Annotated in this window: 17 protein-coding genes; 9 read left to right on the top strand and 8 right to left on the bottom strand. The window is 69.3% G+C overall.

Going from position 1 to position 15,150, the window contains the following annotated elements; translation table 11 throughout:
- The first annotated feature begins 2 nt into the window (after positions 1–2).
- Both JAV51_RS00300 and JAV51_RS00295 read left to right on the top strand, forming a co-directional pair.
- On the top strand, positions 3–1,172 hold the full coding sequence (locus tag JAV51_RS00300; protein WP_231641031.1) for a hypothetical protein: 1,170 nt from the start codon (positions 3–5) through the stop codon (positions 1,170–1,172).
- Positions 1,173–1,180: 8 nt separating this feature from the next.
- Positions 1,181–1,924, top strand: a complete 744-nt coding sequence (locus JAV51_RS00295; RefSeq protein WP_307845693.1) for an ESX secretion-associated protein EspG — start codon at positions 1,181–1,183, stop codon at positions 1,922–1,924.
- A gap of 3 nt (positions 1,925–1,927) precedes the next feature.
- Here JAV51_RS00295 and JAV51_RS00290 read toward each other — a convergent pair whose 3' ends face one another.
- A complete protein-coding gene (locus JAV51_RS00290) occupies positions 1,928–2,698 on the bottom strand; it encodes an RNA methyltransferase (RefSeq protein ID WP_197318550.1) in 771 nt (256 codons plus the stop codon).
- Positions 2,699–2,770: 72 nt separating this feature from the next.
- Here JAV51_RS00290 and JAV51_RS00285 point away from each other — a divergent pair, with 72 nt between their 5' ends.
- The 3 genes from JAV51_RS00285 to pruA are packed head-to-tail and all read left to right on the top strand — an operon-like array spanning position 2,771 to position 6,385.
- Positions 2,771–4,192 (top strand): wax ester/triacylglycerol synthase family O-acyltransferase, encoded by a 1,422-nt coding sequence (locus JAV51_RS00285; protein ID WP_197318549.1) that lies wholly within the window; start codon positions 2,771–2,773, stop codon positions 4,190–4,192.
- On the top strand, positions 4,189–4,701 hold the full coding sequence (locus JAV51_RS00280) for a hypothetical protein (protein ID WP_197318548.1): 513 nt from the start codon (positions 4,189–4,191) through the stop codon (positions 4,699–4,701). Before JAV51_RS00285 ends, JAV51_RS00280 begins: the two co-directional genes overlap by 4 nt.
- Positions 4,702–4,756: 55 nt before the next feature.
- Entirely contained in the window at positions 4,757–6,385 is a 1,629-nt protein-coding gene (gene pruA, locus JAV51_RS00275; RefSeq protein ID WP_197318547.1) for an L-glutamate gamma-semialdehyde dehydrogenase, read from the top strand.
- A gap of 136 nt (positions 6,386–6,521) precedes the next feature.
- Here pruA and JAV51_RS00270 read toward each other — a convergent pair whose 3' ends face one another.
- Both JAV51_RS00270 and rsgA read right to left on the bottom strand, forming a co-directional pair.
- Positions 6,522–7,331 carry a hypothetical protein gene (locus tag JAV51_RS00270; RefSeq protein ID WP_197318546.1) on the bottom strand — a complete coding sequence of 270 codons (810 nt, stop codon included), beginning with the start codon at positions 7,329–7,331 and terminating at the stop codon, positions 6,522–6,524.
- Positions 7,332–7,443: 112 nt separating this feature from the next.
- Positions 7,444–8,448 (bottom strand): ribosome small subunit-dependent GTPase A, encoded by a 1,005-nt coding sequence (gene rsgA / locus JAV51_RS00265; RefSeq protein ID WP_197318545.1) that lies wholly within the window; start codon positions 8,446–8,448, stop codon positions 7,444–7,446.
- Positions 8,449–8,596: 148 nt separating this feature from the next.
- On the opposite strand from rsgA, the gene JAV51_RS00260 reads away from it, so the two are divergent.
- Positions 8,597–9,391 carry an SOS response-associated peptidase gene (locus JAV51_RS00260; protein ID WP_197318544.1) on the top strand — a complete coding sequence of 265 codons (795 nt, stop codon included), beginning with the start codon at positions 8,597–8,599 and terminating at the stop codon, positions 9,389–9,391.
- Complete coding sequence (locus JAV51_RS00255) at positions 9,388–10,002, top strand: alpha/beta family hydrolase (RefSeq protein ID WP_197318543.1); 615 nt, start codon at positions 9,388–9,390, stop codon at positions 10,000–10,002. Before JAV51_RS00260 ends, JAV51_RS00255 begins: the two co-directional genes overlap by 4 nt.
- A gap of 51 nt (positions 10,003–10,053) precedes the next feature.
- Here the strand turns inward: JAV51_RS00255 and rsrA are convergent, their stop codons facing one another.
- Together rsrA and JAV51_RS00245 are read right to left on the bottom strand one after the other, a co-directional pair.
- Entirely contained in the window at positions 10,054–10,389 is a 336-nt protein-coding gene (gene rsrA / locus JAV51_RS00250) for a mycothiol system anti-sigma-R factor (protein ID WP_197318542.1), read from the bottom strand.
- Positions 10,386–11,036, bottom strand: a complete 651-nt coding sequence (locus JAV51_RS00245) for a sigma-70 family RNA polymerase sigma factor (RefSeq protein ID WP_197318541.1) — start codon at positions 11,034–11,036, stop codon at positions 10,386–10,388. The genes rsrA and JAV51_RS00245 overlap by 4 nt, the downstream gene beginning before the upstream one ends.
- Positions 11,037–11,232: 196 nt before the next feature.
- Between JAV51_RS00245 and ybaK the strand changes: the two genes are divergently transcribed.
- Positions 11,233–11,709 carry a Cys-tRNA(Pro) deacylase gene (ybaK, locus tag JAV51_RS00240; RefSeq protein WP_197318540.1) on the top strand — a complete coding sequence of 159 codons (477 nt, stop codon included), beginning with the start codon at positions 11,233–11,235 and terminating at the stop codon, positions 11,707–11,709.
- A 70-nt stretch (positions 11,710–11,779) separates the two neighbouring features.
- Here ybaK and JAV51_RS20515 read toward each other — a convergent pair whose 3' ends face one another.
- Entirely contained in the window at positions 11,780–11,854 is a 75-nt protein-coding gene (locus JAV51_RS20515) for a 50S ribosomal protein bL37 (RefSeq protein ID WP_369299112.1), read from the bottom strand.
- A gap of 96 nt (positions 11,855–11,950) precedes the next feature.
- Here JAV51_RS20515 and JAV51_RS00235 point away from each other — a divergent pair, with 96 nt between their 5' ends.
- Positions 11,951–13,486 (top strand): sensor histidine kinase, encoded by a 1,536-nt coding sequence (locus tag JAV51_RS00235; protein ID WP_197318539.1) that lies wholly within the window; start codon positions 11,951–11,953, stop codon positions 13,484–13,486.
- Between the two features lie 167 nt (positions 13,487–13,653).
- Here the strand turns inward: JAV51_RS00235 and JAV51_RS00230 are convergent, their stop codons facing one another.
- Positions 13,654–13,908, bottom strand: a complete 255-nt coding sequence (locus tag JAV51_RS00230) for a WhiB family transcriptional regulator (protein ID WP_005440673.1) — start codon at positions 13,906–13,908, stop codon at positions 13,654–13,656.
- Between the two features lie 289 nt (positions 13,909–14,197).
- The gene (locus tag JAV51_RS00225) at positions 14,198–15,124 is read right to left on the bottom strand and encodes a diacylglycerol kinase family protein (protein ID WP_197318538.1); all 927 of its coding nucleotides are present in this window, start codon (positions 15,122–15,124) and stop codon (positions 14,198–14,200) included.
- Positions 15,125–15,150 lie beyond the last annotated feature (26 nt).

The following is a 15,150-nucleotide window of genomic DNA, read 5'->3' as shown; positions in this document are numbered from 1 at the left end:
GAATGTCTGGCCCCGACATCTTCCGAAACTTCAAGGAAGGTGCGGGTACCGGAGGTCTGGAAGCGCTGGCTGACACGCTGATCAAGCTGCGCCAGGGGTACGAAGAACGCGCACAAGCGATCAAGAAGATCCAGCAACGTATGGAGGCCGCCTGGACTGGTGACGCCGGGACGGCCGCGAGTGCGGGCGCCGGGCCTCTGGGGAACGCCCTGATCGAGTCCGCCGACAACATGGACCGGACTTTCGATTCGGTCAATCGCCAGGCCCAGGCTTGGCACAAGGCGTCGAACTCCGTCGAGCCCGTTCCGCCCAAGCCGGAGAAGCCGGGGTTCTGGGACAACGTCACCAGCCTCGGCGGTGCCCAGGACACGTACTTGCAGAAGAGCGTCGAACACATCGTGGCCGCCGAGCGCAACGTGCAGGTCATGAGCGAGTACGAGGCGCAGACCTCGTCGAACCAGGAGTTCCCTCGCAGCTACACGACTCTGTCGTCCGTCGGGGGCAGCATCACGATCGACACGGGTCCCTCGTCCAGCAGCGTCGGCACCGGGACGTCGTCCATTCCCGACGTTCGGACTGGGTCGGGGCCTGCCGGGCCGTCGGTGACCACGGGGTCTGCGCCGCCGTCGACCAGCAATGTGCCGCCGATGGGGCGTCCGCCGGTCGCGCCGACTCCGCCCACGCCCGGTCCGGTCGCGCCGACGCCCGCGCCCGTGGCCACGGGTCCCGTCGGTCCGGTGCCCGCGGGTAACGGCGGCACGCGCGATCCCAAACGTCCGACGACCTCACGTCCGGTCACCGGGCGAAGCATGGGGGAGCGCGCCGGGTCGCGGCTGTACAGACAGCCCGGTGGCGGTTCGACGCCCACGTCCGGTGGCGCCGGAGCGCGGCTCGGGGAAGGCGGCGGAGCCAAGAGCGGCCAGTTGGGTGCCGGACGCGTGTCGGGCACCGGGCCCATGGGCGGTCCCGGCGGTGGTCCCGCCGCTGCCGCCGGAGGCGCGGCGGGCGCGCGTGGTGGTGCGGGCATGGCACCCATGGGCGCCGGCGGTGGTCGTGGTCAGGGCGACGAGGACAAGGAACACCAGCGCGCCTCCTACCTGCAGGAGAACGACCCCGACGAGGCCTTCATCGGTGATCTCGGCAAGACGGCGCCGCCGGTGATCGGTCAGTGAGCCAGGTCGTGGAACTGTCGGTCGGGGCCCTCGCCGCCGCTGCCGAACGCGAGGGTCTCGGCGCACTGCACATCGCGCTGCAACCCGAACCGATGTGGTATCCGCGTGAGGAACGCGACGCGGCGCAGTCGGCGTTGAACCAGGAGTTCGCGGCCGCCGGGTTGCTCGACGGCCGAGGTCGTCTCGACCCGGAATTCGTCGATCTGCTCCCCGTCCTCACGAACGCATCGCTGGAGTATTTCGGGTGGGTCTCGCAGGACGAGACCACCTGGAGTGTGCTGGCCGCGTCGCGAGGCATGCTGGGCGTGCTCGCCGTGCGGCACGGCGACTGCGTGTCGCTCTCCGTCGTCGACCACACCGAGTTGCCCGCCTCGCTCGTGCGGGCGCTGCCCGAGGTCGGTCCCGGAGGCGGCACCCGGTGGGTGGTGCGGGTCGCCGACTTGCAGGAGGGTTTCGAACAGACCCACCGCGACCGGTCGGTCGCGCGGGTCGTCACCGAGATCAAAAAGGTGATGGAGCGGCCCGCCCTCGGCGGTGGCGAGCTGTACGTCGCGGACCGCGACCCGTCGGGCACCTACCGGACCGTTCGGACGCCCCTGCATTTCGTCGACACCGACTGGGGTCGTTACCTCAACCACCGGGTGCGCGTCGGGGACGAGGAGGAGTTCTGCGTCCAACCCGGCGACCCCGGCGCTCTGGTGGCGACGCTGGAGTCGTTGCGCGGGCACCTCGTGGTGACCCAGCGCGCGTGACGGTCACCGGCCGCGGCGGACGAGTTCGAAGCACACGACCGCCGCGGCGGCCGACACGTTGAGCGACTCGACGTCGCCCGGCATCGGGATCGACACCCAACCCGCCGCGAGGTTCGACACGGCTTCGCTCACACCGTGCGTCTCGCCGCCCAGCACGAACACCGCGCGCGACGGCACGGGCACGTCGAACACCGGCGTGGCGGCGGCACCGGCCCGGGAGCCCAGCGCGTACAGCGTGTAGCCGGCCTCGACGAGCAGTTCCGCCGCCTCGGCGGCCGAGCCGCACCGCAGCACCGGCGCGCGGAACGCCACACCCGCCGATGCCTTCACGACCAGCGGGTCGAGCGCGGCCACTCCACGTCGTGGCACCACGATGCCGGGCAGGCCCGCAGCGGTGGCCGTCCGCAGGATCATGCCGACGTTCGCGGGAGTGGTGATGCCGTCCAGGAGCAGCAACGGCGACGGCGGCGCGGTGCGGTCGAGCGCCGCCGACAGGGGCAGCATGCGGGGAGCGACGACGTCGGCCAGCACACCCTGGTCCTGCTTGCCGTTGCCCGCGAGCACCTTCACCCGATGCGCACTCGCGGTCTGCACGGGCACACCCCGGTTCCTCGCCGCGCGGCGGATCTCCGCGACGGCCGGTCCACGGGCCGTGTCGGCCAGCATCACCTTGTCGACGTCGAGCGTGTCGTCGGCCAGCACCTCCAGAACGGGTTTGCGGCCGTAGACGGTCAGGAAGCGGTCCTTCGGCGACGTCGCCTGCTTGTCACCCACCGCGCCAGTCTCCCATCACGCCGAGCACGCGCGGACGAGGCGTTCCAGCTCGGATTCTGTCAGGATCACGTCATGGCCGACCGTCTGTCCGCGCTGGATGCCTCGTTCCTCTACGTGGAGGAAGAGTCGGTGCCCATGCACGTCGGCAACGTCGCGATTCTGCGGCGCCCGCGGTCGGGTTTCGATTACGCGCGCCTGCTGTCCCTGGTGTCCCGGCGCCTGGCGTACCTGCCGCGCTACCGACAGTACGTGGAGCCGGTGCCGGGCCATCTCGCGCGGCCGGTGTGGGTGGAGGACGGCGACTTCGACGTCACCTACCACGTGCGGCGCTCCGCGCTTCCGTCCCCGGGCAGTGACGCGCAGTTGTTCGAACTGGTGGCCAGGTTGTTGGCGCGACCGTTGGACCGTGACCGTCCGCTCTGGGAGCTGTACGTCGTCGAGGGGCTGGCCGACGACCGGGTCGCGCTCGTGACCAAGACGCATCAGGCGTTGGTGGACGGCACCGCCACCCTCGATTTGGGCCAACTGATTCTCGACTCGGAAGCCGCCGAACCGGACGACGACGTCGAGTTGTCGCCGTGGCCGGAGTGGACACCGTCGTCGCGGCCGGGACGGGCGCGGCTGTTGCTCGACGCGATCACCGAGAGCGTGCGCAGGCCGACGGAGGTGGTGGACAACGTGCGGAGCGCCGCGCGCGATCTGACCACCACGGCCGAGCGGCTGTTCGACACCGCAGGGGAGCTCGCGACGACGGTGCGCTCCCTCGTGCGCCCGGCGCCGCGGAGCCCGCTCAACGCGCGGGTCAGCGGAGCACGCGTATTCGCGGGCACGTCGGTGACCCTGGACGACCTGCGTGAGGTCCGGCGACGGCACGGCGGGACGATCAACGACGTGGTCTTCGCGGTCGTCACCAGCGCGTTGCGGCAATGGTTGTTGTCGCGGGGACGCCCGTTGGAGCCGACGGACACCGTGCGGGCACTCGCGCCGCTGGCGGTGCGCGGTCCGGACGACGTCACCTTCTCCACGATCTCGCTGCTCGACAACCGGGTCGACCCGTGTCTGATCGACCTTCCGGTGGGAGAGCCGCACCCGGTGCTGCGGTTGCAGCACATCGCGCACGCGATGGCGGAGCAGGTGCGTGCCCGCCGGTCGGTGGCGGCTCGGGCACTGGTGCGCGTCAGTGGGTTCGCACCCGCCACGATGTACTCGTTGGCGGCGAGGGCGGCGAGTTCGCTCTCGGGGCGACTGTTCAACGTGGTCGTCGTGAACTCGCCGGGTCCGCAACACCGCCTGTACGCGGGGGCGGCGCCGCTGGAACGCATCTACCCCGTGTTGCCGCTGGCCCGGGAGCAGGCGCTGGCGGTGGGCATCACGTCGTACGAAGGGAACGTCTACTTCGGATTGAACGGCGACCGCAAGGCGCTGTCCGACATCACGGTGCTCGCGGGTGCGGTGACCGAGGCGATCGAGGAACTGAAAGGGACGAACGGGTGAGGATCTACGTGCCTGCAACCATCGGCATGTTGCGGGAACTGCTCGACTCCGAGGAGCTGACGCCCGTCGGCGGAACGGCGTTCGCGCTGACCCCGGCGCTGCGGGAGGCGTACACGAGCGGGACGACGGAGGAATTGGAGTACGCGGCGCTCACCGACGCCGCGCGGGCGTCGCTGCGGCTGCTGGCGTCCGATCCCGACCTGGTGGAGACGAGCGACAAGGAGCCGCCGCGTCGGGTCGTGGTGTCGGCTGACGTCGACGACGTGACGTTGCGGCCCGATCTGGACGACGCCGTGGTGAAGGTGTCGGGCCCGGTGGCGTTGACGGCCGTCGCGGCCATCCACGTCGATCTGCCCGAGGCGGAGAACGCCGTTCTGGCGGCGGCGGAGGTGATAGACGACGCGGACCTCGGAGACGAGGACGCGGAGTTGACGCTCGGCGACGTGGAGGACCACGAGCTCGCCTGGTACGCGCCGCAGGAACTGCCGTTCCTGCTCGAACTCATGTAAGCATGTCACTGCGCACCGCTCACGAGGCGGATCGATACGGAAAGCGAGACACACCATGGACGCTGTGACATCCGTTCCCGTACCGGCCAACGAACCGGTCCACACCTACGCTCCCGGGACGGCGGAGCGGGAGTCGCTTCGGGCGAAACTCGCCGAATTGGAGGGCGAGAAGCACGAGCTGACCCAGACGATCGGAGGCCGCCGCCGCATGGCCGGTGGTGACGCCTTCGACGTCGTGCAACCGCACGACCACGGACATGTGCTGGGGGTGAGTGCGCAGGCGACGAACGACGACGTGGCCGACGCGGTGGCCGCGGCGAAGTCGGCGGCACGCGAGTGGAGCGAGCTGCCCTTCGACGAACGTGCGGCCGTGTTCCTCCGTGCCGCGGACCTGATCGCCGGACCCTACCGGGACACCCTGAACGCCGCCACGATGCTGGGGCAGTCGAAGTCGGTGCAGCAGGCCGAGATCGACGCGGCGTGCGAGCTGATCGACTTCCTGCGATTCAACGTTTCCTATGCGCGGCGCATCCTCGCGGAGCAGCCGAACTCGGTGCCGGGTGCCTGGAACCGCATGGAGTACCGGCCGCTCGACGGGTTCGTCGTGGCCATCACACCGTTCAACTTCACGGCGATCGCGGGCAACCTGCCGAGCTCGCCCGCGCTCATGGGCAACACGGTGGTGTGGAAGCCGACGCCGACGCAGCAGTTGGCCGCGCACTACACGATGCAGATCTTCGAAGAGGCCGGTCTGCCTCCGGGCGTGATCAACATGGTGACCGGCGACGGCGCGGCCGTCAGCAAGGTCGCGTTGACCGACCCCGGTTTCGCGGGCCTGCACTTCACGGGCTCCACGGCGACGTTCAAGCTGCTGTGGCGGACGATCGCGGACAACCTCGACACCTACGGCTGCTACCCGCGCATCGTCGGGGAGACCGGAGGCAAGGACTTCGTCGTCGCGCACCCGTCGGCCAACGTGGACAAGCTGGTGGCGGCGTTGGTCCGTGGCGCCTTCGAGTACCAGGGCCAGAAGTGCTCGGCGGCGTCGCGCGCGTACGTGCCGCGGTCGCTGTGGAACAACGGACTGCGTGAGCAGCTCGTCGAGCTGACGAAGACCGTGTCCTACGGCGACGTCACGGACTTCTCGCACTTCGGTGGTGCGGTCATCGACGCGAGGGCGTTCGCGAAGCACCGGGCGCTGTTGGAGAGCGTGCCCGGCGACCCGCACCTGGAGGTGCTCGTGGGTGGCGGGTGCGACGACAGCGTGGGCTACTTCGTCGAACCGACCGTGCTCCTCTCCGACGACCCGAAGCACGAGGTGTTCTCCACCGAGTACTTCGGCCCGATCCTCGCCGTGACGGTGTACGAGGACGGCGAGTACGAGAAGGTTCTCGACCTCGTCGACACGACGGCGCCGTACGCGTTGACGGGTGCGGTGTTCGCCGACGACCGGAAGGCCATCCAGCAGGCTCACCGGGCGCTGCGGCACGCCGCGGGCAACTTCTACGTCAACGACAAGCCGACCGGGTCGATCGTGAGTCAGCAGCCCTTCGGCGGCTCGCGGGCGTCGGGCACCAACGACAAGGCCGGGTCGATGTTCAACCTGCTGCGGTGGACGAGCCCGCGCTCCATCAAGGAGACGTTCGACGCCCCTGTCGACATCACCTACCCGCACATGGGCTGACGAGCCGAGGTCCGATACGCAGAAGCGCCCCGAGCCACTCGGGGCGCTTCGTCGTCGGGTCGGCGTCCGACCCGCGGTACAACGAGAAACGCCCCGAGCCGACAGCGGCTTCGGGGCGTTTTCTCTTCAGCGTCGATCAGTACGACGGCATCTCACCGACCTGGTCGGCCGGCGGAGCCTTGATGTCGACCGGGGTGCCCCAGTCGGAGTAGGTCATGACGATGCCGGCGTCACCACCCGGCGCGCCCGCGGCCTCGGCGACGGCGCCCATGTTCATCTCGATGCGGACCGGCAGGTTGTCGCTGTTGAGGTACAGCTCGACCGGGATCATGGTGCCCGCCGGGATGGAGGCGGCGGCACTCTCGTCACCCAGCATCTCGCCGGCCTTCGACAGGTCGAGCTCGACGGTGTACTGGGTCACCTTCTGACCGTCGATCTCGGTCTCCTTGGTGTCCTTGATCTCACCGCCGGCCTTCTGGAGCTGCTCCAGCGTCTTGGACGGGTCGCTCTGCTCGGTCATCTGGTCGAAGTCCTGACCCATGCCGGCGGCGTCCTCGGCCGTCATCTTGATCCAGGGCTTGCTCGGGTCGGGGTTGAGACCCTCGGGCATCTTCATGTAGATGACGTTGTCCACGAAGATCATGTCCATGGACTGGCCGCCCATGTCCATGGTCATGGACATCGCGGTGTTCTCACCCGAGTAGATGCCCTCGCCCTGGGCGGTGATGCTCTGCCCGCCCATGTTCATCTCCATCGTGAACTTGGACGAGCTGCTCTGGGTCGTCTGCTCCTGCGCCGACGCCACCAGCGACGACAGGTCGCCGAACGCGCCCCCGTTTCCGCTGCCGCCGGGGAGGCCGTTGTTGCTGGACGAGTCGTCTCCACCACAGGCGCTCAGCGCCAGAGCCAGCGCGACACCGCCGGCGGCGAGAACAGAGGTACGCATGGAAATCCCCTCAAATCGATGTGAATCCAGGTTCGTCCCTCAGACGAAAGATCCAGCCCCAGGGTTCCATGCGGCCTCTTACCAATTTCACACACCCCGTCGTCGGGGGTCCTCAGACTTCCGCTCCACCACGCGAGGCGAGCAGCCTGCGCAGCGACGACAACCTCGTCGCGCGGGCGGCACCCGACGCGACGACCTCGTCCAGCACGCAGTCCGGGTCGTCGGGTGCGCCGAGGTGACCGCAGTTGGACGGGCACTCCTCGGCGGCCTCGGCGAACTCGGGGAACGCCGCCACGACCTCGTCGGGCGTGACGTGGGCCAGGCCGAACGAGCGCACTCCCGGCGTGTCGACGACCCAGCCGCCGTCGGGCAGGGGGAGGGCGACCGCGCTCACGGACGTGTGCCTGCCCTTGCCGACGGCACTGACTTCTCCCGTGGCGAGGTCGGCGTCGGGCACGACGCGATTGACCAGGGTCGACTTCCCGACCCCGGAGTGACCGACCAGCGCGGACACGCGGTCGCGCAGCAGGTCGGAGACCTCGGAGACGTCACCGTCGTAGCGCGTGACCACGGCCGGGACCTTGAGGTCCGCGTAGTAGGCGAGCAGGTCGTCGGGTGGGGCGAGATCCGCCTTCGTCAGACACAGCACGGGTTCGAGCCCGCCCGTGTAACAGGCGACGAGACACCGGTCGATGAAGCCGGTTCGCGGTGCCGGATCGGCCAGCGAGGTCACGATGAGCAGTTGTTCGGCGTTGGCGACCACCACGCGCTCGTACGGGTCGGTGTCGTCGGCGGTGCGACGCAGCACGCTGTCACGTTCGGCCACCCGCACGATGCGGGCGAGCGTGTCCGGCCTGCCACTGACGTCCCCCACCAACTGCACCCGGTCGCCCACCACGATGGGGGTGCGCCCGAGTTCCCGCGCGCGCATGGCGGTGACGACGCGGTCCGGAGCACCGTCGACCGCGCACCGCCACCGGCCTCGGTCGACAGCCACCACCATGGCCGCGACGGCGTCGGCGTGCGCGGGGCGGCGCTTGCTGCGCGGTCGTGAGCCCTTCCCGGGGCGCACCCGGACGTCGCTCTCGTCGAGTCTGCGCCAGTCCCTACCGGCCAAGCCGCTGCCACCCACTCTCTCGTGCCCGTCGTTCGTCGTCCCACCATGATCCCTCACGGCGTTCGCCACGGCCGGGCAACCGTGCCACGATGGCGAGCGGGGACCCGAGCAGGGCCGAGAGTCAGTGGTGAGAGGGAGGCCGATTCCGATGTGTGGCCGTTACGCCGCCACCAAGGACCCCGCCACGCTGATGCGGGAGTTCGACGCGGTGGACGGCACCGAGGGCAAGGCCGGTGGTGCCGACTACAACGTCGCTCCCACCAAACACGTGCCCACGGTCGTCGAACGCCATCCGCGGGACGCCGACGGCACGGTGCTGGAGGACGAGCCGCCGGTGCGGAGCCTCCGGATGATGCGGTGGGGTCTCGTCCCGTTCTGGGCGAAGGACCCTTCGGTGGGCAACCGGATGATCAACACCCGGGCGGAGACGGCGACGGAGAAGCCCGCGTTCCGGAAGGCGCTGTCCCGGCGACGCTGCCTCGTGCCGGCCGACGGCTGGTTCGAGTGGAAGGCCGTCGACGGCGGCGCGGGGCGGAAGGCCGCCAAGGAGCCGTACTACATGACGACGAAGGACTCGTCCTCGCTTGCCTTCGCGGGACTGTGGGAGACGTGGCGTGACCCGAACGCCGAGCCGGACGCGCGCCCGCTCGTCACGTTCTCGGCGCTCACCACCGAAGCCGTGGGACAGCTCGCGGAGATCCACCACCGGATGCCGCTCGTGCTGCCGGTGCAGCGGTGGGCGGACTGGCTCGATCCGTCACGCACCGACGCCACGGACTTGCTCACTCCGCCCGATCGTGACTGGCTCGACGAACTGGAGCTGCGGCCGATCTCGACGAAGGTCAACAACGTCCGCAACAACGGTCCGGAGCTGATCGAGCGGGTGGAACCCGACGCCACCGACCTCGACGCCGCGTTGTTCGAGCTGCCGAACCCGTCATGACGGCCACCGAGATTCCCACGCCCCACGGGCCCGCCCGGGTCTCGCTGCACTCCGCCGACCAGGGGGTGGCCGCGTTGCTGCTCGGGCACGGCGCCGGAGGCGGTATCGATGCGCCCGACCTGGTGGCCGTCGCGCGCGCGGCCCGCGCGGTGGACGTGCACGTCGCGCTGGTCGAGCAGCCGTACCGGGTGGCCGGGCGGAAGGCGCCCGCACCCGCGAAACAGCTCGACGCCGCCTGGCTCGCCGTGGCCGCTCACCTCGCGGAAACGACGTTCGAAGGGCTGCCGCTCGTGTTCGGCGGCCGGTCCTCCGGCGCGCGGGTCGCCTGCCGGACGGCGGGAGCGGGAGGGGCCGACGCCGTGCTCTGCCTCGCGTTCCCCGAGCATCCGCCGGGCAGACCCGAGAAGAGCAGGCAGGCCGAACTCGACGCGGTCGAGGTTCCCACGCTGGTCGTGCAGGGCGAGCGTGATCCCTTCGGCCGCCCGCAGCCGGGCCCTCACCACGAGATCGTGACCGTCGCGGGGGACCACAGCCTCAAGGCCGACCTCGACGCGGTGTCCCGCGCGGCGTCGGAATGGCTCGGCCGCGTCCTGCGGCCGCTCGTCGCGTGAGGCCGGCCGCGTCGAGGTTCACTTCTCCGCCCGCGCTGGGGACGGCGGGTGTCAGTCCGAGGTGCGTTGCGTCGTGCGCTCCATCACCGCGTCGGTCTCCGAGGCTGTCACCCGGGACCGTTCGGCGACCTTGTTCCGGATCGACGCCTTGAGGCGGTTCTTCAGCTCGGCCGGAGCGTGCTCGCCTCCGCACTTGCGTGCGAGGAGCTGCTTGATCTGCTCGTCGATGCCGTACTCCTCAAGGCACGGAGGGCAGTCCTCGATGTGCCGGCGCAACTGGGCGTCGCGTTCCGGCGTGCACTCCTTGTCGAGCAGCAGGTAGATCTCTGCCAGGGCGTCGTCGCAATTGACGTGCCCGGTCTCGTTCGACTCGTCGCGGACGGTCATCGACGCGCCACCTCCCGCTGCTGCCCGGAGCGGATGAAACCCCGTTCCCTGGCGACGTCGGCAAGCAGGTTCCGCAGCTGGCCACGGCCACGGTGCAAGCGCGACATCACCGTGCCGATGGGGGTGTTCATGATCTCGGCGATCTCTTTGTACGCGAAGCCTTCGACGTCGGCAAGGTACACCGCGAGCCGGAAGTCCTCCGGAAGCTGCTGCAACGCCGCCTTGACGTCGGTGTCGGGCAGCTTGTCCATCGCTTCGACCTCGGCCGAACGCAAGCCCTTCGACGTGTGGCTCTCGGCCTGGGCGAGCTGCCAGTCCGTGATCTCGTCCGTGGGTTGCTGCAGGGGTTGCCGCTGCCGCTTGCGGTACCCGTTGATGTAGGTGTTGGTGAGGATGCGATACATCCACGCCTTCAGGTTGGTGCCCTGCTTGAACGAGGCGAACGCGGCGTACGCCTTGAGGTAGGTCTCCTGGACCAGATCCTCGGCGTCCGCGGGGTTCCTCGTCATGCGCATGGCCGCCGAGTACAGCTGGTCGACCAGCGGCATGGCGTCGCGCTCGAAGCGTTCGACCAGCTCTCGTTCGGCGTCCGTGCGGGGCTCCGTCGTCGACGTGGGCACGTCGACAGGGCTCTGCGTGCTCGGCAAACCGTTCCCTTTCCGATGTGCGCCGGGCTGACGGCGCGAGGTGTCTCGAACCGGCCGGATGTCGTCCAGGTTCGCTGTGACGACCCGGGGGCGGCTCGTTGGCGTGGTCAGCGTTGTCGGCACGTCGTGTGCAACGAGGGCTCCGGCGGAGTTATTCCCGGGAGCCGTTCGGCGTTCCCGACTACGATCCAGCGCCGTGGCTGGAAAAGGAACGCCCGCAACCGCGTTGTTGACCAAGCGCAAGGTCTCGCACGTCCTCCACACCTACGAGCACGACCCGAGGGAGTCGTCGTACGGTTCGGAGGCTGCGGCCGCTCTCGGGGTTGCCGAGGAGCGGGTCTTCAAAACGTTGGTGGCGGAGGTGGACGGCAAGCTCACAGTGGGTGTGGTGCCCGTCACCAACCAGTTGAATCTCAAGGCGCTCGCCGCGGCGGTGGGGGGCAAGAAGGCGAGGATGGCCGACACCGACGCCGCCACCCGCGCGACGGGGTACGTCCTGGGCGGCATCTCGCCGCTGGGTCAGCGCACCCGACTTCCCGTGGTCGTCGACGAGTCGGCCCGTCGCTTCGAGACTGTGTTCTGTTCGGGCGGACGTCGTGGGCTGGAGATCGAACTCGCCCCGGACGACCTGATCTCTCTCACCTCGGCCACCGTCGCGGTCATCGCCGGGTGAGGTGGGTGCTCGCCCGGCGCCGGGACAGGTGAGTCGGCTCACTCGGTCCAGCGCCGGGCGTGGCGCGTCGTCAGGAGTTCGGCTTCTTGCCGTGGTTGGCGCCGTTCTTCTTGCGGTCGCGCCGCTTGCGAGCTCGCTTCGACATTGATCACTCCTTGCCTGCAGACGTCGCGTTTAGTGTGTCATGAGGGGTGCTTCGCGCGTGTCACCCCCTTCGCCGCCGACGTTTCCCGGGAGAGGCATGTCCACCCTTGCTGAGCTGCTCGCCGACCACACGGGACTCCCCGGCGAGTCCGTCGACCATCTGCAACTCGTGGTGGCCGAGTGGCAACTCCTCGCCGATCTGTCGTTCGCGGACTTCCTGATGTGGGTCCCGGTGGAGGACGGCGCCGACGCCTTCGTGTGCGTGTCCCAGGTGCGCCCGACGACGGCTCCGACCGCGCATCCCGAGGACGTCGTGGGGGCCCGGTTCACCGCGGAGGAGCATCCCCAACTGAGTCGAGCCATGCGGGAGGGGCGGATCTGCCGCGAGGAGGAGCCGCACTGGTATCGCGACCTGCCCATGCGACGCGAGGCCATCCCGGTCCGGCTCGGTGACTCCGTCATCGCGGTGTTGTCGCGGGAGACGAACCTCGCGACACCGAGGGTGCCGAGTCCGCTGGAGATCGCCTACCTCGGCAGTGCGGCCGATCTGTGCCAGATGATCGCCGACGGCACGTTCCCGAGCCCGGGAGCGGCGACCGACGTGCACACGAGTCCCCGGGTCGGGGACGGCCTGGTGCGGGTCGACCAGAGCGGCACCGTGGTGTTCGCGAGTCCCAACGGGCAGTCGGCCTACCACCGCATGGGCTACGAGTCGGATCTGATCGGCACCAGGCTCGTGCCGCTGACGCGGTCGTTGGTGCGCGACCCGTTCGACGCCACCGACGTGGCCCACCGCATCCTCGACGCGATCAACGGCAAGCCCGGTACCCGCACGGAGGTCGAGTCCCGACGCGGTGCCGTGGTGCTGTTCCGTGCGTTGCCGCTGCGGCCGGCGGGCCGCGCTGCCGGAGCGTTGGTGTTGGTGCGGGACGTGACCGAGGTGAAACGTCGCGACCGGGCACTGATGTCGAAGGACGCCACGATCCGCGAGATCCACCACCGGGTCAAGAACAATCTCCAGACGGTGGCGGCGTTGTTGCGGCTCCAGTCGCGGCGGACGCAGTCGGACGAGGCCAAGCAGGCGCTGACCGAGTCGGTGCGACGGGTGTCGTCCATCGCGATGGTGCACGAGGCGTTGTCGATGTCGGTCGACGAACGGGTCGATCTCGACACGTTGTTCGACAAGGTGCTGCCGATGGTGGGTGAGGTCGCCACGGCGGAGGCGCACGTGCGCGTGAGCCGGACCGGCTCGTTCGGGGTCGTGGCCGCCGAACTGGCGACGCCGCTGGTCATGGTCGTGGCCGAGCTCGTGCAGAACGCGGTGGGCCACGCCTTCTCCGGGGGACGCCACGGTCGGGTCGACATCGTGGTGGAGCGCTCGGCGCGGTGGCTGGACGTTCTCGTGCGTGACGACGGCAAGGGCTTGCCGCCGGGATTCTCGCTCGAACGAGCCAACGGTCTCGGGCTGCAGATCGCCCGCACGCTCGTCGAATCGGAGTTGCGGGGCACGCTGTCACTGCGAGGAATTCGTGAGGACGACACCACGGCGGGAGTGGCGCGTCGCGACGAAGGTGACCGGAAACGGACGGGAACCGAGGCTGCGATTCGGGTTCCGCTCAGCCGACGTTCGTGAACGCGCGGACGCCGAAAGCGGTCAACTCGGGCTCGTGTCGGTGAAGTGTCGGATCGGAATCGGGTTGCGAATCACGGGTGCGCGCGCTTGAGGGCCGACACCCGAAACGGGTGCCGGCCCTCAAATCTTTTGCCGCCGACGTTCGGCAAAAGGAAAACGCGGTTCGCTCAGAAGCTGCTGCGCGTGCCGATCTGCGCGCGACGACGCTTGAGGGCGCGCCGCTCGTCCTCGCTCATGCCGCCCCAGACACCGGCGTCCTGGCCGCTGGCCAGAGCCCAGGCCAGGCAGTCGGAAGCCACGGTGCAGCGGTGGCAGACAGCCTTCGCCGCAGTGATCTGAGACAGAGCGGGACCGCTGGTGCCCACGGGGAAGAACAGTTCCGGGTCCTCGTCTCGGCAGGCCGCGCGGTGGCGCCAGTCCATTTCTTCGAGCTCCTTATTCGGGCGCGGGTGTGCCGCGCCACAGTCGTCATGGCGGTCGTTTTTGGGGTGCTTGTGAATGCTTTCACGAACCCTCGGGTTCGACAAGTGTTCGGCGACGATCGGTGAGTCAGCTCACCCGGCCCAGCTACACGCTTGACCTGCGGCTTTGTCCATTCGTCGCCGCTGGGACGGAAAAGCGGTGCGGTGAACGGACCGTTCCCGTCGCCGAGTGGCAACGCGGACTTTGCCGCGAGCGATCACGTCGCTGTTGCTCGCCGACCACGGTGACTCACACCGCAACCTTGAGCGCTCGGGGCACGCTGACGAACTCCACGTGAGTGCGTTGACCCACCAGATCTCCGTCGACCTGCAAGTTTACCGGCGATGGCGCCGTGATGCCGACCAACGACAGATCGTCGTGACGAAGCAGACGCCGACCGCGATGCTCGCCACGTTTCCGCAACGCCTGCCGAACGTGCCGCAACACCGTGGGCAGACCGAGTCCGGTGAGGGCGAAAAGGCCCAGGCCGGTGTCGAACGAACAGTTGTCGTTGAGGTGGACGGGCCGGGGGCCGAGATAGCTCCACGGGTCGGTGTTCGACACGAACGCCGTGCGCACCGTGGTCGGTTCCTCGCCGGGCACCTGCACCGTCAGCTCCGGATGCCCCTGCGGCGGCCGCAAGTAGCACCGCACGGCCGTACGGAGGTACAGCGACGGACTCGCGCGCTTGCCGCGTCGCTGGTCGACCGCGGCGACCACGTCCGCGTCCCAGCCCATCCCGGCGTTGAACGTGAACCAGCGGCCGTCCGCCCTGCCGAGTCCCACCTGCCTGCTGCGCCGCTGCCGCAGCGCGTTCAGCAGATGGTGTGTCGCCTCGACGGGGTCGCGAGGCAGGCCGAGGGCGCGCGCGAACACGTTCGCCGACCCACCCGGCACCACGCCCAGCATCGGGATCTCGTCGAAGGAGCCGGGCCTGCCGTCCGTTACCGCGAGCAGGCCATTGACGACCTCGTTGACGGTGCCGTCACCGCCGTGCGCGACCACCAGGTCGATGTCGTCGGCCGCGGCGGCACGCGCCACGGTCATGGCATGCCCTCGGTAGTCGGTCTCGACCACGTCGAGCTTCACCTGGCTGGCGAGAGCGTGCGCCAGCACGTCGCGACCAGCCGGTGTGGTGGCGGTTGCCTGAGGGTTGACGACGAGTACAGCGCGCACCAGGCGCAGCGTAGGTGAGTCGACGC

It is taken from the genome of Saccharomonospora sp. NB11 (assembly GCF_015910535.1).
Classification (GTDB): domain Bacteria; phylum Actinomycetota; class Actinomycetes; order Mycobacteriales; family Pseudonocardiaceae; genus Saccharomonospora.
This window is presented reverse-complemented; position numbering and strand designations above follow the sequence as displayed.